Origin of the sequence: Streptomyces bauhiniae (assembly GCF_004784475.1) — a bacterium.
Lineage (GTDB): Bacteria > Actinomycetota > Actinomycetes > Streptomycetales > Streptomycetaceae > Streptomyces > Streptomyces seoulensis.
Map to the genome: position 1 here is coordinate 346,486 of NZ_SRRT01000001.1, position 23,929 is coordinate 370,414.

Consider the following 23,929-nt stretch of genomic DNA (forward strand, 5'->3'; position numbering starts at 1 on the left):
CGCGGCTGCGCCGCCCGTACCGCCGAGGTGCCGAGAACGTGAACGCCCCCCTGAACCTGCCGGCCGCGCCCGTCGGCGCCCGGCACACCGTCCTGGTCGTGGAGGACGACGCCAGCATCCGCACCCTGCTGTCCTCGGCGCTGACCGCGGCCGGGTACGCCGTGGTGAGCGCGGGCACCGGGCAGGAGGCCATGTTCGAGGCGGGCAGCCGGCGGCCCGATTTGATCGTCCTGGACGTCATGCTCCCCGACACCGACGGCTTCCGGGTCATCCGCGAGCTGCGGGCCCAGGGCGTCTACACGCCGGTGCTGTTCCTCACCGCCCGGGCCGGTGTCGAGGACCGCATCATCGGGCTGAGCTCCGGCGGCGACGACTACGTCACCAAGCCCTTCCACGTCCAGGAGATCCTGCTGCGCATCCGCGCCATCATGCGCCGCAGCAACACCCCGCCCGCCGCGGACGAGGGCCGGCCGTCCCTGCGGTACGCCGACCTCACTCTCGACCAGAACAGCCACGACGTGGTCCGCGCGGGCCGGCTGCTGAAGCTGTCCCCGACGGAGTTCCGGCTCCTGGCCTGCCTCCTCGCCCAGCCCGAGCGCGTGGTGGAGAAGGCCGAGATCCTCCAGCAGGTCTGGCAGTACGACTTCTCCGGCGACACCCGGATCGTGGACACCTACGTCAAGAACCTCCGCCGCAAGCTCGACCAGGACGCGACCCCGTTGATCCACACCGTGCGCGGGGTCGGGTACTGCCTGCGGCTGCCGCGCGACGAGCCGCGTACGGCCGGCCGGTGAGGCGGCTGCGCCGGCTGCGGCCGCGCTCCCTGCGCAGCCGTCTCGTCCTGATCGCGGCGCTCCTCGCCACCGGCGCCGTCCTGCTGTGCCAGCTCGCCGGCCTCACCGTGCTGCGCGGCTGGCTCACCGACCAGGTGGACGACCGGCTCGCCCACTTCCGTCCTCCCGGCCGGGTCTACGGGGACGCCGGCACGGGCAAGGCGCCGCAGCCTCCCAGGCCGGACGACACCCTGCCCTCGGACTACCGCGTCTACTTCTACGACCGGGACGGGCACCTGCTGCGCACCTCCCTGGGAAGCGGCGAGAGCCCCGGCCCCCGGCTCCCGGCGCGCAAGGCCGACCTGAACTTGACCATGGGGCGGCCGAGCACCCTCCCGGCCGAGGGCGGCGCGTCGGGCTCCGGCTGGCGCGTGGTGGCCTACGAGGGGCCCGACCGCATGCGCGCCGTCGTCGCCCTCCCGCTGGACACCGTGGACGGCGCCACCACCAAACTCCTCTGGCTCAGCCTGGCCCTCGGGGCCGCCGTCGCCGTGGGGGTCGTCGTCCTCGGGAACGGCGCCGTCCGCCTGGGACTGCGCCCGCTCACCCGGGTCGAGCACACCGCCCAGCACATCACCGGGGGTGCCCTGGAGCTCAACGTCCCCGTGGCGGACCCGGACACCGAGGTCGGCCGGCTCGGCCTGGCCCTCAACACCATGCTCGACCGGCTGCGCACCGCCCTGCACCGCACGGAGACCTCCGAGGCGCGGCTGCGGCACTTCATGGCCGACGCCGGACACGAACTGCGCACGCCGCTCACCGCCATCCAGGGCTTCGCGGAACTCCTGCTGGACGAGCCGGACATGGCCGCCGGGCGGCGCCACGAGGCGCACGCCCTGATCGCCCACAACGCCGACCGCATGAGCCGCCTGGTGGACGACCTGTTCCTCCTCGCCAAGCTCGGCGAGGCGCCCGTGACCCACCGCGAACCCGTCGACCTGCTCTCCCTCGCGGCCGACGCCATCGCCACCACCGCGATACGCCATCCCCACCGCACGGTCACCCTGGAACCGCTCCCGGCCCCTCCCGGACCCCCCGGAACCGCCGGGGCGGGGGAGCCCTCGGGCGCCGGGACCGGAGGGGAACTCGACATCGTGGAGACGCCCGGCGATCCCCACCAGCTCGCCCAGGTCCTGGGCAACCTGCTGTCCAACGCCGCCGTCCACACGCCCCCCGAGGCCGCCGTCCGCGTCAGGGTCGGCCTCACCCGGGTCACCGCAGGCGGTGCCCCGGGCAGCGGCCGGTCCCTGCCGCCCGGCACACCCGTCTGCGTGGTCGAGGTCGCCGACGACGGCCCCGGCATCAAGCCGGACGAGGCCCACCGCGTCTTCGACCGCTTCTACCGCGCGACCCCTCACGACCGGTCGGGCGCACCGGGATTCAGGGCCGACCGCGAGCCGGGCTCCGGCCTCGGGCTCGCCATCGCCGCCGCCATCGCCGCGGCGCACGGCGGACGTCTCGAACTGGACAACCGCCCCGGCGAGGGCTGCGCCTTCCGCCTGCTCCTGCCCGACGCGACGGCCGCGCCGGAGGGCCACGCGGACGAGGCGCACCGCGCTCCGCGTCCCACGTGACCCCACCACCGGGGCCCGCGTGGGGCCCCGGCCACCCGACACGTCAGACGTGCACCTCGACGGTCACCGCCTGGCCTGCCCGGGCCGTCGCGGGAAGGTCGTCCAGGTCGACCAGGACGGTGTAGCGGACCACCTGGGTTGAGGACTGCTGTCCACCGCCTGCCTGGCCGGTGCCGCCCGAGCTGTCCGTGGTGACGGGTACGGGCGACACCGAGGTCACCCGGCCCTGGACCGTGGTGCCCGAGGAGTCCAGGGTGACCGATGCCTTCTGGCCGTCCTTCAGTTCGGCGATGTCGGCCTCGGTGAAGTCGGCGCTGACCCGCAACTGGGACAGGTCGGTGAGGGTGAGGACCGCGGCCCCCTGGGACACCGTCTGCCCGGCCTCGGCGTCGACCGTGGTCACCGTCCCGGCGAACGGGGCGACGATCTTCGTGCCCTCCACCGCCCGCTGGGCCTCGCGGTAGGCGTTGCGGGCCTTCACATAGGACGCGTACGCCTTCCGGTACCCCTCCTCGCCGGCCTCGTTCAGCTCCTGGGAGGCGGAGAGGTAGGACCAGTAGGCGGCCGTCCTGCTCTCGACGGCCCCGGTGGAGTCGACCTGGGCCAGGACGTCGCCCTTCTCGACCTTCTGACCGGCCTTCACCTTGAGCGTCGTCACCGTTCCTCCGGTCGCGAACGACAGTGTGCGGGTGCTGGGGCTCTCCAGCGTCCCGGAGGCGGACGGGTCCGTGCTGACCTCCACGTCGGGGACGGTGGTGGAGGGCTTTGCGGCCGATGGGGCGGCGGTGCTGCCCTCGGCGCGGACGGTCATGAACCCGCCGCCCATCAGGACGGCGCCGAGCACGCCGTACACGGCGGCCTTCCGGCGTCCCTTCCCTGTCGTCGTCCGACGTCTGTTCCCTGCCGCCACCGGTCAGCCTCCGTTCCGCGAGCCGTCGCCGCCGGACCCGCCCTGCTGGGGCCGCAGGGACGCGCACGCCTGCATGGCCTCCTGCTGCTCCGCCGACATGCTCGGCATGCCCGAGGGCCGCCCCGACGGGGTCCCGGACGGCGCGCCTTCCGGCATCCCGCTCGGGGCGCCGGACGGCCGTCCGCCGGGCGCGCCGGACGGGCGTCCGCCGGGGGCGCCTTCGGGCCGCTGTCCACCCCGGTCGGGCATGGTCACGCCGTGCTCGCCGAGGCACTCCTGGAATGCCTGCATGGAGTCGTCGGAAGGCTGCTGTCCGGCCTTGTCGCTGCCGCAGGCGACCGTGGCCAGCAGGACGCCCACGATCGCGGCCGCGCCCAGAATCCGCCTGGTCCTGATCATTCCGGTGCTCCTCCGGTCGGGGCGGAGGCCGGCGCGGAGCCCTGGCCGGAGCCCTGGGGCCGGAGGACGACCGAGTCACCGGTCTTGATCTCGACGGTCTTGCCGTCCTGTGTCGTGACCTCCACCACCCCGTCCTTGATCTTGCTGACGGTTCCGAAGGACATTCCCTGGCGCGCCTGGCCGCCACCGCCCTGGCCGCCACCGCCCTGGCCGCCACTTCCCAGGCCGCCTCCGCCGGGGAAGCCCGACCCGCCTCCCTGCGACCTGCCGCCGGGCATCTGACCGCCGCCGGGCCGAGTGGCGGAGGCGGTGTCGTCGCCCTTCTCCGCGTACACGCCGCCGATGAACCCGCAGACGGCCACGATTCCCGCGATCAGGAAGAGCGCCGCCCCGGGCGGACGCCTGCGCGCGGGCGCCGACTCGAGCTCGGCGTCGAGGTCCCCGGGGAACGGGGAGTCGGCCAGGATGTCGGTGTCTTGGTTCAAGGATCTGTCCTCACTCATGACGCAGCGCCTCGATGGGGCGCAGCGAGGCGGCACGGTTGGCCGGGTAGCTGCCGAAGAAGAGGCCGATGACGACCGATACGCCGAGCGCGAGGCCGATCGACCAGGGGGCGATCACCGGCTGCACGCCGACGATCTCGAACCGGCTGCTGACGACGCCCGCGACGACCCCGAGGACGCCGCCGATCAGGGAGAGAATGGTGGCCTCGGTGATGAACTGGCCGAGGATGGCTCCCCTGGGGGCGCCGATGGCCTTGCGGATGCCGATCTCGCGGGTGCGTTCGGTGACGGTGACGAGCATGATGTTGGTGACGCCGATGCCGCCGACCAGGAGACTGATCGCCGCGACCGCACCGAGCAGGACGGTGAAGGTCTCGCTGGACTCGGCGGCGGCCGACTGCAGGCTGGCCTGGTTGAAGACCTGGAAGTCGGTCGTGCCGTGCCGCTGGTCGAGCACCGTGGTGACCTCGGCCTGCGCCGCGTCGACCGCGTCCGGGGTCTTGGCCTGGACGACGATCTGGCTGAGCGCGCCGTAGCTGGTGAGCGTGCCCTGGACGGCGGTGTAGGGCGCGATGGCGGTGTCGTCGGCGTCCTGGAAGCCGCTGGAGGACGAGCCGGACTCCGCGAGGACCCCGATCACGGTGAAGAAGGCGCCGTTGACGTTCATCCTCTTGCCGATCGGGTCGACCCGGCCGAACAGCTCCTCGGCGACGGTCTGCCCGATGACGGCGACCTTGGCACCGGAGGCGACCTGTGCGGCGGTGAAGAGCGAACCGCGCCGGAGCGTCTTGTTGTTCGCCTTGAAGTACGCGGAGTCGCTGCCGACGAACTGGCCGATGCTGTGACTGGCCGTCAGGTACGTGGTGGTCTGGGAGCTGGCGTTGACCACCGGGGAGGCGCTCTCGACCGAGGGTGTGCTCACCGGGTCGACCAGCGCCTTGGCGTCCTCCACCGTCAGCTTCCTGGCCTGGGTGCGCGGCCCGGTGCCCGTCTGCTGTCCACCCGCGGCACCCGGGCCGGCCTGACGGCCTGCGCCGCCCTGACCGGTGGTCGAGGTCGACACGGTCAGGGCGCCCGCGCCCAGCCGGGCGATGCTGTCCTGGATCTGCCGGGAGGAGCCGTTGCCGACCGCCACCAGGAGGATGACGGCGCCGACGCCGATGAGGATGCCCAGCGTCGTCAGCCCGCTGCGGAGCTTGTTGGCGCCCAGGCCGCGCAGGGCGAACCTGAGGATCTCGAAGGGGTTCACTGTCTGCGGTCCTCCACGATCTCGCCGTCGACCAGGCGAATCACCCGCTTGCTGCGCTTGGCGACCTCGTCCTCGTGGGTGATCAGGACGATGGTGCGGCCGGACGCCGAGAGCTGGTCGAGGACATCGAGGACGTCGAGGGTCGACTTGCTGTCGAGGTTGCCGGTCGGCTCGTCGGCGAGGAGCAGGGACGGCGCGGTGGCCAGCGCGCGTGCCACGGCTACGCGCTGCTGCTGTCCGCCGGACAGCTCGTTCGGCTCGTGACCGGTCCGCTCGGAGAGCCCGACCAGGTCCAGTGCCGCGCGTGCCCGCCTGCGCCGCTCGGCCGCCTTCACCCCGCCGTAGGCGAGGGGGAGTTCGACGTTGGCGAGGGCCGTCATCCGGGGTATGAGGTTGAAGCTCTGGAAGATGAACCCGATCTTCCTGTTCCGGAGGATCGACAACTGCCGCTCGCTGAGCCCGCTGACGTCCGTGCCGTCCAGGAAGTAGCGCCCGTCCGTCGGCACGTCCAGGCAGCCCAGGATGTTCATCAGCGTGGACTTGCCGGAACCGGACTGTCCCATGATCGCCACGTAGTCGCCCTGCTCGACCGTCAGGTTGGTCTCCCGCAGCGCGTTGACGACCGTCTCACCCTGCCCGTAGACCTTGGTGACGTCGCGGACCTCGATGACGGGGGTGCTCACCGGCCACCGCCGCCCTGGGCGCGTCCGCCGCCCATGCCGCCGCCCATACCGCCGCCGAAGCCGCCGCCCGGCATCTGCGAGCCGCTGCCGCTCGTGCCGGTGGAGACCGTGAGCTGGACCTGCTCGCCCTCCTCCAGGCCGGACTTGATCTCCGTGCCCGTACTGCCGGCGATGCCCACGGTCACCGTCTTCACGACCGGCCGGCCGTTCTCGAGCACCGTCACCGTGCTCTGCCCGCCCGCGTTCGTGACCGCGGCGCTCGGCACGTACAGCGCGTCCTCGGCCCGGGAGACGGTGACCGTCGCGCTGGCGGTCTGCCCGATCCGTACCTGCGCGGGCTTCTCCTTCAGGGTGATCGTCACCGCGAAGGTGACGACGTTGTTCTCGGTGGTCGGCGTGCTGTCGATCGCGGCCACCTCACCTTGGGCCGTGACGCCCGACAGCGCGGCGAAGGTGACCGCCGCCTCCTGCCCGACCTTGAGCTGGGTGGCGTCCGACTCGGTGAAGTCCCCCGTCACCTGCACCTTTCCGGGGTCGGCGAGATCGATGAAACCACTCGACGAAGAAGCCGAAGAAGAGGAAGAGGAAGAAGACGAAGAAGAGGAGGAGCCCGTGGAGCCGGCGGACCCCGAGGAGCCCGAGGCGGAGTCACCGACGCTCCCGTTCACGGCGGTGACGGTCCCGGCGAACGGCGCGTACAGCACCGTCCCGTCGAGCGCCCGCTGCGCGGTGCTCACGGCGTTCTTCGCCTGCACATAGCTCGCGTAGCCCTGCGAGGTGCTGGTGTCCGCCTCGGCGGCCACGGCCAACTCCGCCTTCGCGGAGTCGAGTTGCTCCTGCGCCTCGGTCCGGTCCAGCTCGGCCAGCTTCTGGCCCTTCTTCACCGTGGTACCGACCTCGACGTAGATCTTGGTCACAGTTCCCGAGCCGGTGAAGGCCAGCGCCCGCTGCGTCGCGCTCTCCACCGAACCGGACGCCGACACCGACGCGGTGAGGTCGCCGCGCATCACCGTCGTACTCCTCGTGGTGGCCGAGGCAGTCGCCTCATCGTCGCCGAGCGACACGTAAGCGAGGCCGATGCCCCCGGCCAGCAGCACGGCCAGCGCGCCGTTGACCAGGACGGCCCGGCCTCTGATCACAGATCCCATGGCCCGAAAGGCTGGCCTGTCCGCCTGTGGCTCCGAGAGCGTTTACATGTGAGTTCCATATGAGAACGCGCCGCGGAACCGCCAGAGCAACGGCCGGAGTCGCCACCCCCCACAGGAGAGACTCCGGCCGTTGCGTGGTGCGGACCGCGGGCGGTCCGTCATGTTGTTCTGCGTCATGGCCGCGTCATATGTCACACCGGCCCGTGTCACGAGTCAGTTGCATCTTCCACAGACGTGGACGAGCAGCGGTTTCAGGCCGTAACGTGCCTTTCGCGCCGACCGAGTGACGGGCGTAAAGGGAGTGCGGTGCAGGGGGACGACGCGGAGTTGACGGCCGCGGTGCGCGCGGCTCAGGCGGGGGACGAGACCGCGTTCCGTACGGTGTACCGCGCGGTGCATCCACGGCTGCTCGGCTATGTACGCACGCTGGTCGGCGACTTGGACGCGGAGGACGTCACGTCCGAGGCGTGGCTCCAGATCGCCCGCGACCTCGACCGGTTCAGCGGCGACGCCGACCGCTTCCGGGGCTGGGCCGCGCGCATAGCCCGGAACCGCGCCCTGGACCACATACGGATGCGCGGCCGCCGCCCCCTGATAGGCGGCGACGAGACCGAACTGACCGGCAGGGCCGCCGAGTCGGACACCGCCGGTGAGGCCATCGAGGCCCTGACCACCGACGGCACCCTCTCCCTCATCGCCCGCCTCCCGCAGGACCAGGCCGAGGCCGTCGTGCTGCGTGTGGTGGTCGGGCTCGACGCCAAGACCGCCGCCGAGACGCTCGGCAAGCGCGCGGGCGCCGTCCGTACCGCCGCGCACCGGGGGCTGAAGCGGCTGGCCGAACTCCTCGGCGCCGACCCGGAATCGGCGGGAGGGCTCGACGCGCTCCCGCCCCAGCGGACGCCGCGCGGTGGCGCGGTGCGGTCCGCGAGTGTGACGCATCCGCGTACGCGGACGCAGAAGGACATGTGATGGCCGACGAGCACGACAAGTGGCTGGACGGTGAGACGTCGGAACGTCTGCTGCGCGGTGAGCCGTTGGAAGCCGTCGACGCCGAGGCGCGCGTCCCCGCCGACCGGCTCGCCGGACTGCTCGGCACCCTCGCCGCCCAGGGCGCGCCCGCGACCGGTGAACTCCCCGGAGAGAAGGCCGCGTTGGCCGCGTTCCGGGACGCCCGCGCGACCGTGCCCGCCGAGAGCGCGTACGGGTACGGCGACGCCGGCCTCGTCCGCATCGGCGCCCCCGCACCCCGTACCCGCCGCTCCCGCTGGGGCCGGCCCGTCCGGTTCGGTCTCGCCGCCGCGCTGGCCGCCGGCACGCTGGGCGGGGTCGCGGTGGCTGCGGGCAGCGGGGTGCTGCCCGGCCCGTTCCGGCACGACGCCCCCCGGCCCGGCGCCTCCGTCTCCGCCGCCGCGACCCCGGTCCGCCCCAGCGACCCGGCGACCCCGGCCCCCTCGCCGGGCACCTCGGGCACCCCGGACGTCACACCCCGCGCACCGGCCCCCGACGCCTCCCGCGAGGAGACCGGCAGCACCGGCGAAGCCACCGGCCGGCCCCCCTCCGCCGCGCCCTCGCGCCGCCCCGCCGCCCGCTGGTGGGCCGCCGCGACCGCCTGCCGCGACCTGCGGGAAGGCCGGGAGCCGGACGCCGGGAACCGGCGGACCCTGGAGGGCCTCGCGGGCGGCCCGACGCGGGTCAAGGTCTACTGCCGGGCCCTGCTTGCCGCCGCCGAGGCGAACGGCCGCACCCTCGATCGCCGGGACCCGGACGGCAGGGGCGGCAAGGGTGACACGGGCGGCAAGGCTGACACGGGCGGCGAGGACAAGAGCGGCGGCCGGGACGACGACAACCAGGGCGACGACGACGGCCGCACCCCCCGCCCGCGCCTCCACCTCAACCTTCCGTCGACCCGCCAAATCCCCTCTGACCTGCGACTTTGCCAATTCCGAAAATTTGTTTCGGAAAGGTGTGACGTTTCTGGAGGCGACGGCGCAGTACTGAGTGAGCCGACTGGTCATCGGCCGTCGCACTGAGCCGGGGTTCCCCCCGTACCCCAAGGCTCGTGCATTGGCGCGGGCGGGACACGTTCCCCCGGTCCCGCCCGCGCCCCCACAGGGAGAAACCCCGCTCAGCGGTACACCACCACCCGGTCCCCGTTCCGCACCTGTGCGAAGAGCGACGCGATCGCCCCCTCGTCCCGCACGTTCACGCAGCCGTGCGAACCGCCCGCGTACCCGTGCGCCGCGAAGTCGTAGGAGTAGTGGATCGCCTGGCCGCCGCTGAAGAACATGGCGTACGGCATGGGGGAGTCGTAGAGCGTCGACACATGGTGCCGGGACTTCCAGTAGATGCTGAACACACCCTCGCGGGTCGGGGTGTACTGCGAGCCGAAGCGGACCGAGACCGTGGTGAGCGTGCGGCCGTCAATCATCCAGCGCAGGGTCCGGCTGGTCTTGCTCACGCACAGCACCCGCCCGGTCAGACAGCGCGGGTCGGGCGGGGCGGCGGGCTGGCCGCCCATCAGATACAGCTCCCACTGGCCCGGCCGGTGCGTCATCGCGAGCAGCCGTTGCCAGGTCACGTGGTCCACGCGGCCCGTACGGGGCAGTCCGCGCTTGCCCTGGAAGCCGCTGACCGCCTGCTCGGTGAGGTCGTCGTACTCCCCGGTCGGCCCGTCGTTCAGCCACTCCACCTGACGCAGGCGTGCCTGCAACTCCCGTACGCCGGTCCCGCTGTCCCCGCGCGAGAACAGGGCCGCCCGCGTCGTGGTGTGCGGCCGGGCGGACGGCGTGTCGAAGTGGACCGGGTACTGCGGCTTCCCGTCGGCCCCCTGCGGCGGCGGCTTGCACCCTCCGAGCGCCACGGCGAGGGCGGCGGCCGAGGCGAACAGGGCGACGGTGCTCCCCGGAATCCTCATGCCGGGGATGCTTCCCCCGCGCGCCCGCCGCCGAACAACGAGGCATCGTGGAAGGCGACCGCAGCCCTCGGGAGGCAGCCATGGCGCGAGAGTCGGAGTCGGGCACCCCGGTCGAGCCGGTCTACGGCCCCGACGCCCTGACCGGCTGGGACCCCGCCACCGAGCTGGGCGAACCGGGCGCGTACCCCTACACCCGTGGCGTGTACCCGACCATGTACACCGGCCGCCCCTGGACCATGCGTCAGTACGCCGGTTTCGGCACCGCCGCCGAGTCGAACGCCCGCTACCGCGACCTGATCGCCCACGGCGTCACCGGCCTCTCGGTCGCCTTCGACCTGCCGACCCAGATGGGGTACGACTCCGACGCGCCCCTCGTACGCGGCGAGGTCGGCCGGGTCGGGGTGGCGGTGGACTCGGTCGAGGACATGCGGGAGCTGTTCGACGGGATCGAGCTGGACCGGGTCTCCACCTCGATGACGATCAACGCCCCGGCGGCCGTACTGCTGCTCCTGTACGAGCTGGTGGCCGAGGAGCGGGGGATACCGGGCGACCGCCTGACCGGCACCGTCCAGAACGACATCCTCAAGGAGTACATCGCGCGCGGCACCTACATCTTCCCGCCCCGCCCCTCGCTGCGGCTGACCGCCGACCTCTTCGCGTACTGCGCGCGCGAGCTGCCCCGCTGGAACACCATCTCGATCTCCGGCTACCACATGGCCGAGGCCGGAGCCTCGCCCGCACAGGAGATCGCCTTCACGCTGGCGGACGCGATCGCCTACGTCCGCGCCGCGCTCGCCGCCGGCATGGCCGTGGACGACTTCGCCCCGCGCCTGTCCTTCTTCTTCGTGGCGCGTACGACCCTGCTGGAGGAGGTCGCCAAGTTCCGTGCCGCGCGCCGGATGTGGGCCCGGATCATGCGGGAGGAGTTCGGGGCGCGGGACCCGAGGTCGTGGATGCTGCGCTTCCACACCCAGACCGCCGGGGTCCAGCTCACCGCCCAGCAGCCGGAGGCCAACCTCGTCCGGGTCGCCGTCCAGGCGCTCGCCGCGGTGCTCGGCGGCACCCAGTCCCTGCACACCAACGCCTTCGACGAGGCCCTCGCCCTGCCCACCGACAAGAGCGCCCGCCTCGCCCTGCGCACCCAGCAGATCCTCGCCCACGAGACCGACGTGCCCGCCACCGTCGACCCCTTCGCCGGGTCGTACGCGGTGGAACGGCTCACCGATGACGTGGAGCGGACCGCGCTGGCGCTGCTGCGCCGGGTCGAGGAACTGGGCGGCGCGGAGGCGGCCATCGAACTCGGCTACCAGAAGGCCGAGATCGAACGGAACGCGTACCGGATCGCCCGCGAGACGGAGTCCGGCGAACGGATCGTCGTCGGCGTGAACCGCTTCCGCCTGGACGAGGAGGAGCCGTACACCCCCCTCCGCGTGGACCCGGCCCTGGAGACCCGCCAACGCGACCGCCTGGCCCGCCTCCGCGCCCATCGCGACGCCCACGCCACCGACACGGCCCTCCTCGCCCTCCGCGAGGCCGCCGAGGGCACGGCCAACGTCCTCCCACCCATGAAACGCGCCCTCCGCGCCGAGGCCACCCTGGGCGAGGTCTGCGACACGCTGCGGTCGGTGTGGGGGACGTATCAGCCACCGGACGCCCGCTGAGCTGCCCACGTCCGCGTGCGACACTCGCTCCCATGTTCGGTGTCATCGATCTCCCCGCCTACCTGGCCGGGCTGCTGCTCATCATTCTGCTTCCGGGGCCCAACTCGCTGTACGTGCTGTCGGTGGCGGCGCGGAAGGGGGTCAGGCCGGGGTATACGGCGGCTGCCGGGGTGTGGTGCGGGGACACCGTGCTGATGACGTTGTCCGCGGCCGGGGTGGCCTCGCTGTTGCAGGCGAACGCGGTGCTGTTCGGGATCGTGAAGTACGCGGGGGCCGGTTATCTGACCTGGCTGGCGATCGGGATGCTGCGGGCCGCCTGGCAGATGTGGCGCACCCGGCGGGCGCCGGTGGTGGCGGAGGCCGCGGCCGAGGAGACGGCGGAGGCCGAGCGGCCGTTCCGGCGGGCGCTGGTGGTCAGCCTGTTCAACCCGAAGGCGATCCTGTTCTTCGTGGCCTTCTTCGTCCAGTTCGTGGACCCGGCCTACGCCTATCCCGCGCTGTCCTTCGTCGTCCTCGGCGCCTTCGCGCAGGCCGCCAGCTTCCTCTACCTCACCGCCCTGATCTTCAGCGGCACCAGGCTGGCCGCCGCGTTCCGCCGCCGCAGGCGGCTCTCGGCGACGGCCACCTCGGCGGCCGGGGTGCTCTTCCTCGGCTTCGCGGTGAAGCTGTCGCTGGCGGCCGGCTAGGTCAGGCCAAACCGACGCGGCGGGCGTAGGCACCGAGTCCCTCGGCCGAGTCGCCCGCCCAGCCGACGTAACCGTCCGGGCGGACCAGGAAGACGCCGGGGCCGTACGCCGCCGGCAGGGAGCGCACGCCGGGGAGTTCGGCGCCCAGGAGGGTCCAGTGCGGGCCCCGGAAGGCGTCGAAGAGGCGGACGCCGTCCACCGTGCCGTCCGGGGCTCGGTCGCCGGCGCGTATCCCGGTGGGCTCCGCGCGGGTGTCCTCGCTCAGGGACGACTCCCGGTAGCCCAGGCCGAGTTGGACCGTCGCCTTCCCCCGCTGGACCTCGCCCCGGTGCACCCCCGTGGAGAGGTCCAGCATGGCGGCGGCGTTGGCGCGGCGCTCCTCCTCGTAGGTGTCGAGGAGGGTGTCCGGGGCGCCGTCCCGCAGTACCGCGCCCAGCTTCCAGCCCAGGTTGTAGGCGTCCTGGACGCTGGTGTTCAGCCCCTGCCCGCCCGCCGGTGAGTGCACATGGGCCGCGTCACCGGCGAGAAAGACCCGGCCCGCCCGGAACCGGTCCGCGAGTGCCGCGCGCGGCCGGAACTCCGAGGCCCAGCGCACCTCGGTGAGGTCCTCGGGGTCGAGATGCGTACCGGCGCCGACCAGCTTGCGCAGGCCCTCCAGGGTCAGGTCGGGTATCTCGCCCTCGGGCAGCCGCGCGGCCAACTGGAAGTCCTCCGTACCGGCCAGCGGGCACAGCATGAGACCGGTGCCGTCCTCGCCGGGGAAGGCGTGCCAGTGCTCCCGGTCAAGACCGCGCACCCGGACGTCCGCGACCAGGAACGGGCTCGGGTCCACCGTCTCCCCGGTCATGCCGACGCCCACCGCGCGCCGGACCGCCGACCGGCCGCCGTCGGCCGCGACCAGGTACCGGGCGCGGACCGTCGTACCGTCCGCGAAGTGCGCGGTCACGCCCTCGGGGTCCTGGTCCAGGCCGGTCAGCTCGCGGCCGAAGGCGACCTGGCCGCCCAGCTCGGTCAGCCGGGCGTGCAGCACCTCCTGGGTGCGCCACTGGGCGACCATCAGCGGGGCGGTGTACGGGGCGCCCTCGGTCGCCTCCACCGGCTCGAACATCGGCCGTACGCCGACCTGTTGGCCGTCCCGCCAGATCATCCGGGGCGGGTACGGGCCACCGGCCGCGCGCATCGCGTCCAGCACGCCGAGGTCGTCGAAGACCTCCTGGGTGCGCGGCTGGATTCCCTTGCCGCGCGAACCGGGGAACAGCGTGTCCGCCCGCTCCGCCACCAGCGCCTCCACCCCGCGCCGGGCGAGGTCCACCCCGAGGGTCAGCCCGGTCGGACCGGCCCCCACCACCAGCACATCCACATCCATCGGGGCATTCATGGCAGATCTCCTTAACGCCGTTAAGTGCCGTCACCCACGAGCGTGCCCTTAACGTTGTTAAGCTGTCAAGCGTGAGTACGGAACGACGCGCCCCCCTGGACCGCCGCAAGGTCGCCGACACCGCGCTGCGGCTGCTGAACGAGACCGGCCTGGACGGCCTGACCCTGCGCGCCATCGCCCGCGAGCTGGACGTCAAGGCACCCGCGCTGTACTGGCACTTCAAGGACAAGCAGGCGCTGCTGGACGAGATGGCGACCGAGATGTACCGGCGGATGACGGCCGGCGCGGTGCTCGACCCCGCCGACACCTGGCAGGAACGGCTGCTGGCGGCCTGCCGGGGGCTGCGCAGCGCGCTCACCGGCTACCGCGACGGCGCCAAGGTCTTCAGCGGCTCCCGCTTCACCGGCACCGAGCACGCCCCCGCCATGGAGTCCCACCTGCGCGTCTTCACCGCCGCCGGCTTCACCCTGACCCAGGCCGTGCAGGCGATGCGCACGGCGAACATGTACACCATCGGCTTCGTCACCGAGGAACAGGGCGTACGGCCACTGCCCGGCGAGCGGCGCGAGGGGTACGACGTCGAGGAACGGGCGCGCAGGCTGGCCGAGTTCCCGCTCGCGGCCGAGGCCGGGAAGCTGCTCTTCGACGACTACGACGAGCAGTTCGAGGACGGCCTGAAGCTGATCGTCGCCGGGATCGAGGCCGCGTGCGGCATCCGGTAGCTCAGCTCTTGAGCGACCGGCGCAGCTTGGGCCCGAACGGCTTCTCCACGAACCGGTGCAGCAGCCACGCCAGCACCAGCATCCCCGCCACCGTCAGCCCCAGCGTCGGCCACGCGCCGAGCCCCAGCCCCCGGTGCAGCACCCGTACCGCGAACCAGCCCAGGTGCTCGTGCACCAGGTAGAACGGGTAGGTCAGCGCGCCCGCCGTCACCAGCCACGGCCAGGACGCCCACCGGGTCCAGCCCAGCGCGACGGCCGCCACCGAGGCGAAGGCCAGCGTGACCACGGTGACGATCACCACCGGATGCCGGGTGAAGTCGCCGTGCGCCCCCGGATGCCACAGCCCGCGCACGGCCGCGCTCTGCCCGAGCAGCCAGGACATCGCCACCAGCCCCCACAGCAGCGGGCTGCTGCCGAAGCGGTGGATCAGGTACAGCGCGAGTCCGCCGACGAAGAACGGGGCGTACTCCGGCATGACCAGGGCGTCGGTGAGGGCGTTGCCCGCGGTGGTGGAGATCGCGGCGGCCAGCGTCCAGACGCAGGCGAACAGCACCACGCGCCGGTAGGTCGCCCCGCGCCACACCACGAACAGGGCGAACAGCGCGTAGAACCGGACCTCCGCCCAGAGCGTCCAGCACACGCCGAGTATCCGGTGGGCGCCCATCGGCTGCTGGAGCATGGTCAGGTTGACCAGGAACTCGTCCGCCCGCACCGGATGCACCACCACCGGCAGCACGAAGGCCGCCCCGGTGACCAGCACCAGCGCCACCCAGTAGGCGGGGTACAGCCGGGCCACGCGGGAGCGGAAGAAGTCGCCGAGGGTGCGGCCCCAGCCGCTCATGCAGATCACGAAGCCGCTGATCACGAAGAAGAACTGCACGCCCAGACAGCCGTAGGGGGTGATCTGGGAGAGCCGGGGGAAGACCTCGGACGGGCTCTGGTGCCAGGACTCCGAGATCGTCCCGCCGCGCCCGGTGTAGTGGTACATGCACACCATCAGCGCGGCCACGAGCCGGAGCCCGTCCAGGGCGAGCAGCCGCCCCCGCGCCCCGGTGACGACCGGCTGGGAGAGGCCGGCGGGCGGGGCCAGCGGGGAGGTGGCGGTCATCTGCACGGTCCTTGGCATCGATTCGGTGGGAGGGCGGGTCAGCCGCGGGCGGTCCGGCGCAGGCCGCGCGCCCGGCGGGCCACCCGGCGGACGGTGGCGTTGCGCGGGATGAACGCGAGCTGCGCGGGCACCCCGCCGGGCAGCCCCAGCACGGTCAGCCGGCGGCGCTTGAAGTAGCGCAGGGTGGCCGGGTCCAGGTGCCGGGCGAGGAAGCCCTCCACCTCGGCGCGCAGCTTGGGCAGGATCTTCGGCTGCATGGCGAAGCCCACCGCGCTTACCAGTTCGCCCATTTCGGTGACCGCCATGCCGCGCCGCCCCTCGGTGACGGCCGCCCGGTCGCCCAGCTCGGGCAGCAGCGCGTCGACCACGGTGACCGGCACCCGGTTGCTGTTCTCGTAGGGGGCGAGCCGCTCCAGCAGGGTGCCGGTGCCGACCCGCGCGACCGGCAGGCCGTACAGCGTGGCGGCGGTCAGCAGGGCGGTGGAGAAGCAGCCGACGACCAGCGCCGGGCGCATCCGCTGGTACAGCACCTCGGCCAGCACCGGGGTGTCCAGCACCGTGAGGTCCGCCCCGAGCCGCTCCGCCTCCTCCTCCAGGGTGCGGGCGTAGCGGGCCGGTGCGGTGGGGTGCGGCTTGAACACCACGCGGGTGTGGCCCAGTTGGACCGCGCCGCGCAGCATGCGGACGTGCAGCGCCTCCTCCTCGTCCGGGGTGAGGATGTCCAGCGCGGAGAGGTACTGGCCCAGCAGCAGTGCGGGTTCCTCGATCGCGGGCAACTCGTCTCCGGTGGAGGCGAGTTCGGCCAGCACCTTGGTGAAGGCGGCGGACGGCACGATCTCGGCCGGGACCCCGAACTCGGTGAGCAGCAGCGGCTTCAGGCCCGGTACGAGGTCGAGGTGAAGCAGTCGGTCCACGCGGGTGCCGACCAGCGGGTCGATCTTGTTGCGGGTCGGGCCGTAGCTCATCAGGCCGTCGGCGTAGACCGTGACGGGGGCGCCGGTGAAGATCTGCGCGAGCGCGAGTGACGGGTTGACCTGGATCGACTCGACCGCCAACTCGACCGGTTCGTCACCGAGTTGCCACTCGTGGCGGAAGTACCGCTGCCACAGCGGCATGTCGTCCACGCGGGGCAGCCAGCCGCCGGGGTGGAAGGGGTGGATGGTCTCGTTGTAGGAGAGCACGTCGTCGAACCGGTCCCGGAGCCGCTCGAAGCCGGGCATCTCGTCCAGCGGGGGCGTGGTCTCCGGGGTCGTCGCGTTGTTGCAGACCAGCAGCACGCGCCGGTCGGCGGGGGCGAAGCAGCCGGAGTCCAGGGCGGCGGCCAGCGTGGCCACGCCGTACAGCGTGGACGCCTGGAAGATCTGGGTGGTCACGCGGCGGCCCCGGCGGGGGAGGGGCGGCGGCGCAGCCGGCGCAGGCGGGTGGCGCGGGCGAGGTCCATCGAGTCCAGCGCCTCGTTCAGCACGTCCTGCGGCATACGCCGAAGGGCGGCCGCGCTCAGGGATTTCAGTTTTCTCGCCACCGGGGGCTCGAACCTTTCGATGCTTCCCAGATGGTGGGAAATGATCGCGCAATAGGTGCGCACGGCCTTCGGCAGCAGTTCCTTCGCGTCCCGGTCGGCGGCCGTTTCGGCTATGACCTGGTCGAACGCGCGCAGGAAATCGAGCTGGCGGACATCGCCGATCTGGGTCAGCGAGGAGGCGACCCCGCGCCGGTAGAAGACGCCGAGCAGCCCCACCACGGCGAACGACTCCGCCTCCCGGTGCAGCCGCCAGATCCACGGCCGGTCCTCCGCCGTGCGCAGCCCGTCCGTGAAGTGCAGCAGTCCCTTCTCCGCGAGCCGCCGGTGGTAGATCCCGGCCCAGGCGTACGCGTAGTCCACCGACGTCGACCGGTCCGCGGGCAGGATGGCCGCCCTCGGGTCCAGCACGACCCCGCGCCGGCCGTGCGGCACCCGGTGCACGGACCGGGCCCGCGCGGTGCACTGGACATGGTCGGTGCGCAGGAAGTCGCACCCCAACTCGTCCATGTGCGCGACCAGTTGGTCGTAATAGCCGGGGGCGAGCCAGTCGTCGCCGTCGAGGAACGTCAGGTACTCGCCGCGCGCCCGGTCCAGACCGGTGTTGCGGGCGGTCGCCAGACCGCCGTTGCGCTCGTGCCGGACGACGACGGCGCCCGGCAGTTCGCGTCCGGCGCGCTCGAGGATGCCCGGTGTCCCGTCGCGGGAACAGTCGTCCACGAGAATGAACTCGTAATCGTCCCGCGCGTTCGCACGAAGACTCCTCAATGTGTCCGGCGCGTATTGCTGCACGTTGTAGAACGGCACGATGACCGAGAGCTTGACCACGCCGAGGACGTTAGGGCGGGGCCCGGCATTCGGGTCGACGCTCGCCTTGATACCGGGTGAACGACGCGTGGCGAAGCCGTGAACCAGGTTTTCCTGAAGGCCGATCCGGGCCCGAATCCCCATTCGTCGATGTGCTGTTAACCGTTTGTTGAGTTCGGGTTGGGCCGGGGCTACGAATCGCTTCCTAGCGTCCTCGGTGTGCCAGCCAGTGCAACGAAGTCCCCGCGGATCGCCGTCCTCGCCGATTCCGACACCCGGTGGAAGTGGGGCGCGCTCACCGCGCGCCGTATCGCTCCCGCCGACGCCGGAATCCGCCTCGACGGCTACCTCCTGCGGGGCCGGGCCACCCCGACACCCCGCCAGCTCGCGGAGACCGGCGCCACCGCCGACTCGCTCCGCGAGGTCACCGGTGCGGAGTTCCTGCGCGCCATGACCGGGGAGTCCTACGACATCCTGGTCCTCGCGCTGGTCGGCGGCGGGGTACAGGCCATGCTGCACGGCCTGCGCCACGCCTGGGGCAGCGGCCCGCGGCCGGTCGTCGTCACCGGTTACGTCGGTGTCGTCTACGAGAAGCTCGCCGACGGCCTGCTGCTCCGGCACGGCGCCGACCTCGTCCTCGCCAACTCGGCCCAGGACGCGGACCGGTTCCGCGCGGTGTACGAGGGGGTCGGGGCGGACGCCGGCGCGGTCACCGAGGTCGCGCTGCCGTTCCTCGGCGGGGAGGCGTACGGGGGTGAACGGGCGCCGTACACGGTGACGTTCGCGGCGCAGCCCTCCGTACCGGAGAACCGGGCCGACCGAACTTACCTGCTGGAGCGGCTCATCGGGCACGCCCGGCGGCACCCCGAGCGCGAGGTGCTGCTCAAGCTGCGCTCCAAGCCCGGCGAACACACCACGCACATCGAGGAGTTGCCGTACCAGAAGCTGGTCCGGGGGCGGGAGCTGCCGGCCAACTTCCGTCTGGTGTACGGGCACATGGGCGAGGTGCTGGACCGGACCGACCTGTTGGTCACCGTCAGTTCCACCGCCGCCCTGGAGTCGCTGCACCGGCGCATTCCGACGGCCGTGCTGACCGACCTCGGGGTGCGGGAGGCGCTGGGCAACCACCACTTCCTGGGCTCGGGGTGCCTCACCTCGTGGGACCGGCTGGACGCCGGGTACCGGCCCGAGCCCGACGTGGAGTGGCTGGCCCGGCAGGGGGTCGCCGCCGACGGCTCGTACGCGGGCGCCTTCGACGCGGCCCGCGCGCGGATCGCCGGCCTGCTGGAGCGGTCCGGCGCGCTGCCGCCACTGGAGCCCTACTACACGCCCGAGACCGCGCCCGGCTATCTGCCCGGCATCCTCGCCCGCCACCACCTGGGCCCGGACGGGGCCCCGCTACCCGGCAGCCCCGCCACCCGCGCGGAGGCCGGACCCGTCCGGCAGATCGTGCGCCGGGCCGCCCGGGGCGCGTACCGGCACGGCGTCCAGCGGGTCGCCCCGGTGATCCGGCGAATGGGCGAGCTGTGAACACGCCGGACGCGGTGAACGCCGTGAACACGGTGAATGCCGTGAACATCCCGCACGCCGTGAATGCCGTGAACACCTCGGACGCCGTGAGTGCCGTGAACACCCCGACCTCCCAACTTTCCGAAGCCTTTCGAGGAGCTGACCCCATGACCCACTGGCCCGCCGATCCGGGTGACCCGCCGCGCCGGGTGCTCGCCGTGATCCCGGCGCGCGGCGGCTCCAAGGGGGTGCCTGCCAAGAACCTCGCCCCCGTGGGCGGCGTCCCGCTGGTGGCCCGCGCGGTGCGCGCCTGCCTGGCCGCCCCCGCCGTCACCGACGTGGTCGTCTCCACCGACGACGCGGCCGTGGCCGCCGCGGCCCGCGCGGCCGGCGCCGAGGTCGTCACCCGGCCCGCCGCCATCGCCGGCGACACCGCCACCTCCGAGGCCGCCGTCCTGCACGCCCTGGACGCCTTCGAGGAGCGCACAGAGGCCACCGTCGACGTGGTGCTGCTCGTGCAGTGCACCAGCCCCTTCCTGCTCGCCGAGGAGATCGGCCGGGTCGCGGAGGCGGTCGCCCTGGACGGCGCCGACACCGCCGTCACCGTCGCCCCGTTCCACGGCTTCGTCTGGCGCGACGGCGCCCCCGGCAACCCCGACGAGCCCGGCGGCTTCGGCGTCAATCACGACAAGGCCGTACGCCCCCGCCGCCAGGACCGCCCGCAGGACCTGCTGGAGACCGGCGCCGCCTACGCGATGGACGTCACCGGCTTCCGCGCCCACGGCCACCGCTTCTTCGGCCGCACCGAGCTGGTCCGCACCGACCCGGCCCGCGTACTGGAGATCGACGATCCGCACGACCTGGCCCGCGCCCGCGCGCTGGCCCCGCTGCTCGACACCGTCCCGGCGGGCGCGCTGCCCACCCGCGACGACGTCGACGCCGTGGTCCTCGACTTCGACGGCACCCAGACCGACGACCGGGTGCTGCTCGACACCGACGGACGGGAGTTCGTCTCCGTGCACCGGGGCGACGGGCTCGGCATCGCCGCGCTGCGCCGCGCAGGGGTGCCGGTGCTGATCCTGTCCACCGAGCAGAACCCCGTCGTCGCCGCCCGCGCCCGCAAGCTCCGGCTGCCGGTGCTGCACGGCATCGACCGCAAGGACCTCGCCCTCAAGCAGTGGTGCGAGGAGCAGGGCATCGCCCCCGAGCGGGTGCTCTACGCCGGAAACGACGTCAACGACCTGCCCTGCCTCGCCCTCGTCGGCTGGCCCGTCGCGGTCGCCGACGCCCACGACGCCGTACGCGGCGCCGCCCGCGCCGTCACCACCGTCCCCGGCGGATACGGCGCGATCCGCGAGATCGCGGGCTGGCTCCTCGGCCCCTCCCTCGACACCTTTTCCACCTCCCCCAGCAAGTAAGGAAACACCCTGATGAGCAGCAACTCCCGCCTCCGCAGCTTCGGTTCCCGCGAGGCCGGCCCCGGCCGCCCGGTCTACGTCACCGGCGAGATCGGCATCAACCACAACGGTGAGCTGGAGAACGCCTTCAAGCTGATCGACGCCGCCGCCGAGGCCGGCTGCGACGCCGTGAAGTTCCAGAAGCGCACCCCGGAGATCTGCACCCCGCGCGACCAGTGGGACATCGAGCGCGACACCCCCTGGGGCCGGATGACCTACATCGACTACCGCCACCGCGTGGAGTTCGGCGAGGACGAGTACCGCCAGATCGACGCGTACTGCAAGGAGAAGGGGATCGACTGGTTCGCCTCCCCGTGGGACACCGAGGCCGTCGCCTTCCTGGAGAAGTTCGACGTCCCCGCCCACAAGGTGGCCTCCGCCTCCCTCACCGACGACGAGCTGCTGCGCGCCCTGCGCGCCACCGGCCGCACGGTGATCCTCTCCACCGGCATGTCCACCCCGAAGCAGATCCGCCACGCGGTCGAGGTGCTCGGCTCGGAGAACATCCTGCTCTGCCACGCCACCTCCACCTACCCGGCCAAGGCCGAGGAGCTGAACCTCCGCGTGATCAACACGCTGGAGAAGGAGTTCCCGAACGTCCCGATCGGCTACTCCGGCCACGAGACGGGCCTGCAGACCACGCTGGCCGCCGTCGCCCTCGGCGCCGTCTTCGTCGAGCGCCACATCACCCTGGACCGCGCCATGTGGGGCTCCGACCAGGCCGCCTCCGTCGAGCCGCAGGGCCTGATCCGCCTGGTCCGCGACATCCGCGCCATCGAGGCGTCCCTCGGCGACGGCGTCAAGAAGGTCTACGACTCCGAGCTGGGCCCGATGAAGAAGCTGCGCCGGGTCTCCGGTGTGGTCGCCGAGGCCGAGATCGCCGCCGCCGCGGGCGAGCCGGTCACGGTCTGACCCTTTTCCTCGCCCGACCGCACTACGACGGGACGGTCACCACCCGCCATGAGCCCTCGCGCCGGACACCCCGGCCCCGCCGCCCGCACGCTCGCCTTCGTGGAGAGCCCGGTGCAACTGCTGAACGTACTGGAGTGGGCCCACGCGGGCGGGGTGCCCGCGCGCGAGGGGGCCGGGGCCGAGCTGACCCTCGTCGTGCTCGCCCCCACCGACCCCATGACCCGTGGCCAGCTCCGCCGCATGGCCGACCTCGCCCGGGACGAGGGGTACGAGGTGCGCTGGGAGGAGGCGCGGGGCGGCGCGAGCGCCCCGTTCCACACCGTCGGCGCGCTGGCCGGGGCGCTCAGGCGGGCCGACCGGATCGTCATGGGCGACCCCTTCTCCCGCTACGTACAGCTCCTGCTCACCATCACCCGCGCGCCCGAGCTGGTCGTGGTGGACGACGGCACCGCCACCATGGAGTTCGTCGCCCAGTTGGCCCGAGGGGAGCGCCTGGTGCGCTGGCACCGCAAGGGCGGCCCGCCGGGACCCCGTGACCTGCTGTTCGCCCCGGTCTCGGCCACCGCCCGGCGCCGTCTCACCCCGAGCGGCGGCCGGCGCGTGGAGGTCTTCTCCGCGATGCCGGTGACCGAGACCCCGGACGGTGTCACGGTCACCGCCAACGAGTTCGCCTGGACCCGCGCCCGCTTCGGCCCGCCGCGCGTCACCAAGAGCGCCGACCTGGTCGGCACCTCCCTGGTGGAGACCGGCGTGGTCGACGCCGACCGCTACGTCGCGGCCGTCCAGGCCCTCGCCAAGGCCCACGGCGCCACCCGGTACTTCGCCCACCGCCGCGAGAGCACCCCCAAGCTGCACCGGCTGGCCACCGAGACCGGTCTGGAGATCGTCCGCCCCGACCTCCCCCTCGAACTCATCGCCCGCCGGGGCCCGATCGGCAGCACCGTCCTGAGCTTCCCCTCCACAGTCGTCCACACCCTCCCCCTCGCCCTGGCGGGCACCGGCGTCCGCGTGGCCGTCTGCGACATAGACCCCACCTGGCTCACCGCCCACGCCTCCCCCCGCGCCCAGGGCTTCCTGTCGGGGGTCACGGGCATGGCCCGCGACACGCACCGGCTGCCGACGGTGGTGCCGGGGACCTGAGGCCCAGCTTCTCCGTGCAGGTTCAGTCCTTCCGCGCCAGTACGAACCCCCGTGCCCGCGCCTCCTCGCCCTGCGGCTCGCGGATCACGGACGCGACCGGGGTCAGGCCCGCCTCCGTGAGGCCGGTGGCGATCGCGGCCGGGGAGCGCATCCAGTAGTGCAGGTCGATCTCGTGCCCGAAGCGTTCCGTCAGGTGCAGGTGGTCGGCCTCGCCGGTCTGGAAGGCCAGCAGGGCCGGGGCGCCGGGACGCAGGGTGCGGTGGAACTCGGCGAAGGCGCGCGGGAGAGCGTCGTCCGGGACGTGGATCGTGGAGTAGAGGGCCAGGATGCCGCCGAGGGTGGCGTCCGGGAGGTCCAGCGCGGTCATCGAGCCGACGTGGAAGCGCAGGTGCGGATGGGCCTCGCGGGCCAGGGTCACCATCGCGGGGGAGAGGTCCACCCCGAACACCGGCACGCCCAGGCTGTCCAGCAGGGCGGTGACGAACCCCGGCCCGCTGCCCAGGTCGGCCACCGGGGCCGGGCCGTTCTCCTTGACCAGCTCGGCGAAAGCGTTGATCAGGGAGCGGTCCAGGGGGTGGGGGAGGCCCGAGGGGAACCGCTCGGCGTACTCCTTGGCGATCGCGTCGTAGGACGAGCGGGTGGTACGCAGGAAGCGCGCGGTGCTGTCGGTCACGCCCCCGCACCCTACCGGCGCCGCTCCGCCGCACGGGTCCGGTCCCTGGACAAACCGAGCGCCGGGGCGGCGAGCGTGGTATCCGTGGAGGGAGAAAGAAAGGTTTTACCCAACCCAGTCCACCGCCAAGCGTCCGCCGGTCGA

The 23,929-nt window shown here is 72.8% G+C and carries 23 protein-coding genes; 11 read left to right on the forward strand and 12 right to left on the reverse strand.

Going from position 1 to position 23,929, the window contains the following annotated elements; genetic code table 11:
- Window positions 1-38: 38 nt before the first annotated feature.
- Together E5083_RS01720 and E5083_RS01725 are read left to right on the forward strand one after the other, a co-directional pair.
- Complete coding sequence (locus E5083_RS01720) at window positions 39-794, forward strand: response regulator transcription factor (RefSeq protein WP_244317350.1); 756 nt, start codon at window positions 39-41, stop codon at window positions 792-794.
- Window positions 791-2,407, forward strand: coding sequence for a HAMP domain-containing sensor histidine kinase (locus E5083_RS01725; protein ID WP_135783799.1), 1,617 nt, complete (start codon window positions 791-793; stop codon window positions 2,405-2,407). The genes E5083_RS01720 and E5083_RS01725 overlap by 4 nt, the downstream gene beginning before the upstream one ends.
- Before the next feature lie 43 nt (window positions 2,408-2,450).
- Here the strand turns inward: E5083_RS01725 and E5083_RS01730 are convergent, their stop codons facing one another.
- The 6 genes from E5083_RS01730 to E5083_RS01755 are packed head-to-tail and all read right to left on the reverse strand — an operon-like array spanning window position 2,451 to window position 7,299.
- Window positions 2,451-3,260: an efflux RND transporter periplasmic adaptor subunit gene (locus E5083_RS01730; RefSeq protein WP_135783800.1), complete on the reverse strand. Its 810-nt coding sequence runs from the start codon at window positions 3,258-3,260 to the stop codon at window positions 2,451-2,453.
- A gap of 60 nt (window positions 3,261-3,320) precedes the next feature.
- Window positions 3,321-3,716 carry a hypothetical protein gene (locus E5083_RS31060; protein ID WP_167513430.1) on the reverse strand — a complete coding sequence of 132 codons (396 nt, stop codon included), beginning with the start codon at window positions 3,714-3,716 and terminating at the stop codon, window positions 3,321-3,323.
- Window positions 3,713-4,201, reverse strand: coding sequence for a cupin domain-containing protein (locus E5083_RS01740; protein ID WP_135783802.1), 489 nt, complete (start codon window positions 4,199-4,201; stop codon window positions 3,713-3,715). The genes E5083_RS31060 and E5083_RS01740 overlap by 4 nt, the downstream gene beginning before the upstream one ends.
- A gap of 10 nt (window positions 4,202-4,211) precedes the next feature.
- Complete coding sequence (locus E5083_RS01745; protein WP_135783803.1) at window positions 4,212-5,468, reverse strand: ABC transporter permease; 1,257 nt, start codon at window positions 5,466-5,468, stop codon at window positions 4,212-4,214.
- Window positions 5,465-6,151 (reverse strand): ABC transporter ATP-binding protein, encoded by a 687-nt coding sequence (locus E5083_RS01750; RefSeq protein ID WP_135783804.1) that lies wholly within the window; start codon window positions 6,149-6,151, stop codon window positions 5,465-5,467. The genes E5083_RS01745 and E5083_RS01750 overlap by 4 nt, the downstream gene beginning before the upstream one ends.
- Window positions 6,148-7,299 carry an efflux RND transporter periplasmic adaptor subunit gene (locus tag E5083_RS01755; RefSeq protein ID WP_135783805.1) on the reverse strand — a complete coding sequence of 384 codons (1,152 nt, stop codon included), beginning with the start codon at window positions 7,297-7,299 and terminating at the stop codon, window positions 6,148-6,150. The genes E5083_RS01750 and E5083_RS01755 overlap by 4 nt, the downstream gene beginning before the upstream one ends.
- A gap of 306 nt (window positions 7,300-7,605) precedes the next feature.
- Here E5083_RS01755 and E5083_RS01760 point away from each other — a divergent pair, with 306 nt between their 5' ends.
- Window positions 7,606-8,268, forward strand: a complete 663-nt coding sequence (locus tag E5083_RS01760; protein ID WP_135783806.1) for an RNA polymerase sigma factor — start codon at window positions 7,606-7,608, stop codon at window positions 8,266-8,268.
- Window positions 8,268-9,329, forward strand: coding sequence for a hypothetical protein (locus E5083_RS01765; protein ID WP_135783807.1), 1,062 nt, complete (start codon window positions 8,268-8,270; stop codon window positions 9,327-9,329). The genes E5083_RS01760 and E5083_RS01765 overlap by 1 nt, the downstream gene beginning before the upstream one ends.
- A gap of 95 nt (window positions 9,330-9,424) precedes the next feature.
- Here E5083_RS01765 and E5083_RS01770 read toward each other — a convergent pair whose 3' ends face one another.
- Entirely contained in the window at window positions 9,425-10,213 is a 789-nt protein-coding gene (locus E5083_RS01770) for a L,D-transpeptidase family protein (protein WP_135783808.1), read from the reverse strand.
- Between the two features lie 80 nt (window positions 10,214-10,293).
- Here E5083_RS01770 and E5083_RS01775 point away from each other — a divergent pair, with 80 nt between their 5' ends.
- Window positions 10,294-11,874 carry an acyl-CoA mutase large subunit family protein gene (locus tag E5083_RS01775; RefSeq protein ID WP_135783809.1) on the forward strand — a complete coding sequence of 527 codons (1,581 nt, stop codon included), beginning with the start codon at window positions 10,294-10,296 and terminating at the stop codon, window positions 11,872-11,874.
- Between the two features lie 32 nt (window positions 11,875-11,906).
- Complete coding sequence (gene leuE, locus E5083_RS01780) at window positions 11,907-12,560, forward strand: leucine efflux protein LeuE (protein ID WP_135783810.1); 654 nt, start codon at window positions 11,907-11,909, stop codon at window positions 12,558-12,560.
- A 1-nt stretch (window position 12,561) separates the two neighbouring features.
- On the opposite strand, the gene E5083_RS01785 is transcribed toward leuE, so the two are convergent.
- Window positions 12,562-13,926 (reverse strand): FAD-dependent oxidoreductase, encoded by a 1,365-nt coding sequence (locus E5083_RS01785; protein WP_135784388.1) that lies wholly within the window; start codon window positions 13,924-13,926, stop codon window positions 12,562-12,564.
- 83 nt (window positions 13,927-14,009) lie between these two features.
- Here E5083_RS01785 and E5083_RS01790 point away from each other — a divergent pair, with 83 nt between their 5' ends.
- Window positions 14,010-14,660 (forward strand): TetR/AcrR family transcriptional regulator C-terminal domain-containing protein, encoded by a 651-nt coding sequence (locus E5083_RS01790; RefSeq protein WP_135783811.1) that lies wholly within the window; start codon window positions 14,010-14,012, stop codon window positions 14,658-14,660.
- 1 nt (window position 14,661) lies between these two features.
- On the opposite strand, the gene E5083_RS01795 is transcribed toward E5083_RS01790, so the two are convergent.
- Genes E5083_RS01795 through E5083_RS01805 form a run of 3 tightly spaced genes read right to left on the reverse strand, consistent with a single transcriptional unit; the run spans window position 14,662 to window position 18,115 of the window.
- Entirely contained in the window at window positions 14,662-15,768 is a 1,107-nt protein-coding gene (locus tag E5083_RS01795) for an acyltransferase family protein (RefSeq protein WP_208753911.1), read from the reverse strand.
- 38 nt (window positions 15,769-15,806) lie between these two features.
- On the reverse strand, window positions 15,807-17,141 hold the full coding sequence (locus E5083_RS01800) for an alpha-2,8-polysialyltransferase family protein (protein ID WP_135783812.1): 1,335 nt from the start codon (window positions 17,139-17,141) through the stop codon (window positions 15,807-15,809).
- Window positions 17,138-18,115, reverse strand: coding sequence for a glycosyltransferase family 2 protein (locus E5083_RS01805; RefSeq protein WP_135783813.1), 978 nt, complete (start codon window positions 18,113-18,115; stop codon window positions 17,138-17,140). Before E5083_RS01805 ends, E5083_RS01800 begins: the two co-directional genes overlap by 4 nt.
- A gap of 198 nt (window positions 18,116-18,313) precedes the next feature.
- On the opposite strand from E5083_RS01805, the gene E5083_RS01810 reads away from it, so the two are divergent.
- The 4 genes from E5083_RS01810 (at window position 18,314) to E5083_RS01825 (ending at window position 23,112) form a co-directional block, all read left to right on the forward strand.
- A complete protein-coding gene (locus E5083_RS01810; protein ID WP_135783814.1) occupies window positions 18,314-19,624 on the forward strand; it encodes a DUF6716 putative glycosyltransferase in 1,311 nt (436 codons plus the stop codon).
- A 146-nt stretch (window positions 19,625-19,770) separates the two neighbouring features.
- Window positions 19,771-21,021: an N-acylneuraminate cytidylyltransferase gene (locus E5083_RS01815; protein ID WP_135783815.1), complete on the forward strand. Its 1,251-nt coding sequence runs from the start codon at window positions 19,771-19,773 to the stop codon at window positions 21,019-21,021.
- A 12-nt stretch (window positions 21,022-21,033) separates the two neighbouring features.
- Window positions 21,034-21,972, forward strand: a complete 939-nt coding sequence (locus E5083_RS01820) for an N-acetylneuraminate synthase family protein (protein ID WP_135783816.1) — start codon at window positions 21,034-21,036, stop codon at window positions 21,970-21,972.
- Between the two features lie 48 nt (window positions 21,973-22,020).
- Window positions 22,021-23,112: a hypothetical protein gene (locus E5083_RS01825; protein WP_135783817.1), complete on the forward strand. Its 1,092-nt coding sequence runs from the start codon at window positions 22,021-22,023 to the stop codon at window positions 23,110-23,112.
- A 22-nt stretch (window positions 23,113-23,134) separates the two neighbouring features.
- Here the strand turns inward: E5083_RS01825 and E5083_RS01830 are convergent, their stop codons facing one another.
- Complete coding sequence (locus tag E5083_RS01830; RefSeq protein ID WP_135783818.1) at window positions 23,135-23,785, reverse strand: class I SAM-dependent DNA methyltransferase; 651 nt, start codon at window positions 23,783-23,785, stop codon at window positions 23,135-23,137.
- Window positions 23,786-23,929: the final 144 nt, after the last annotated feature.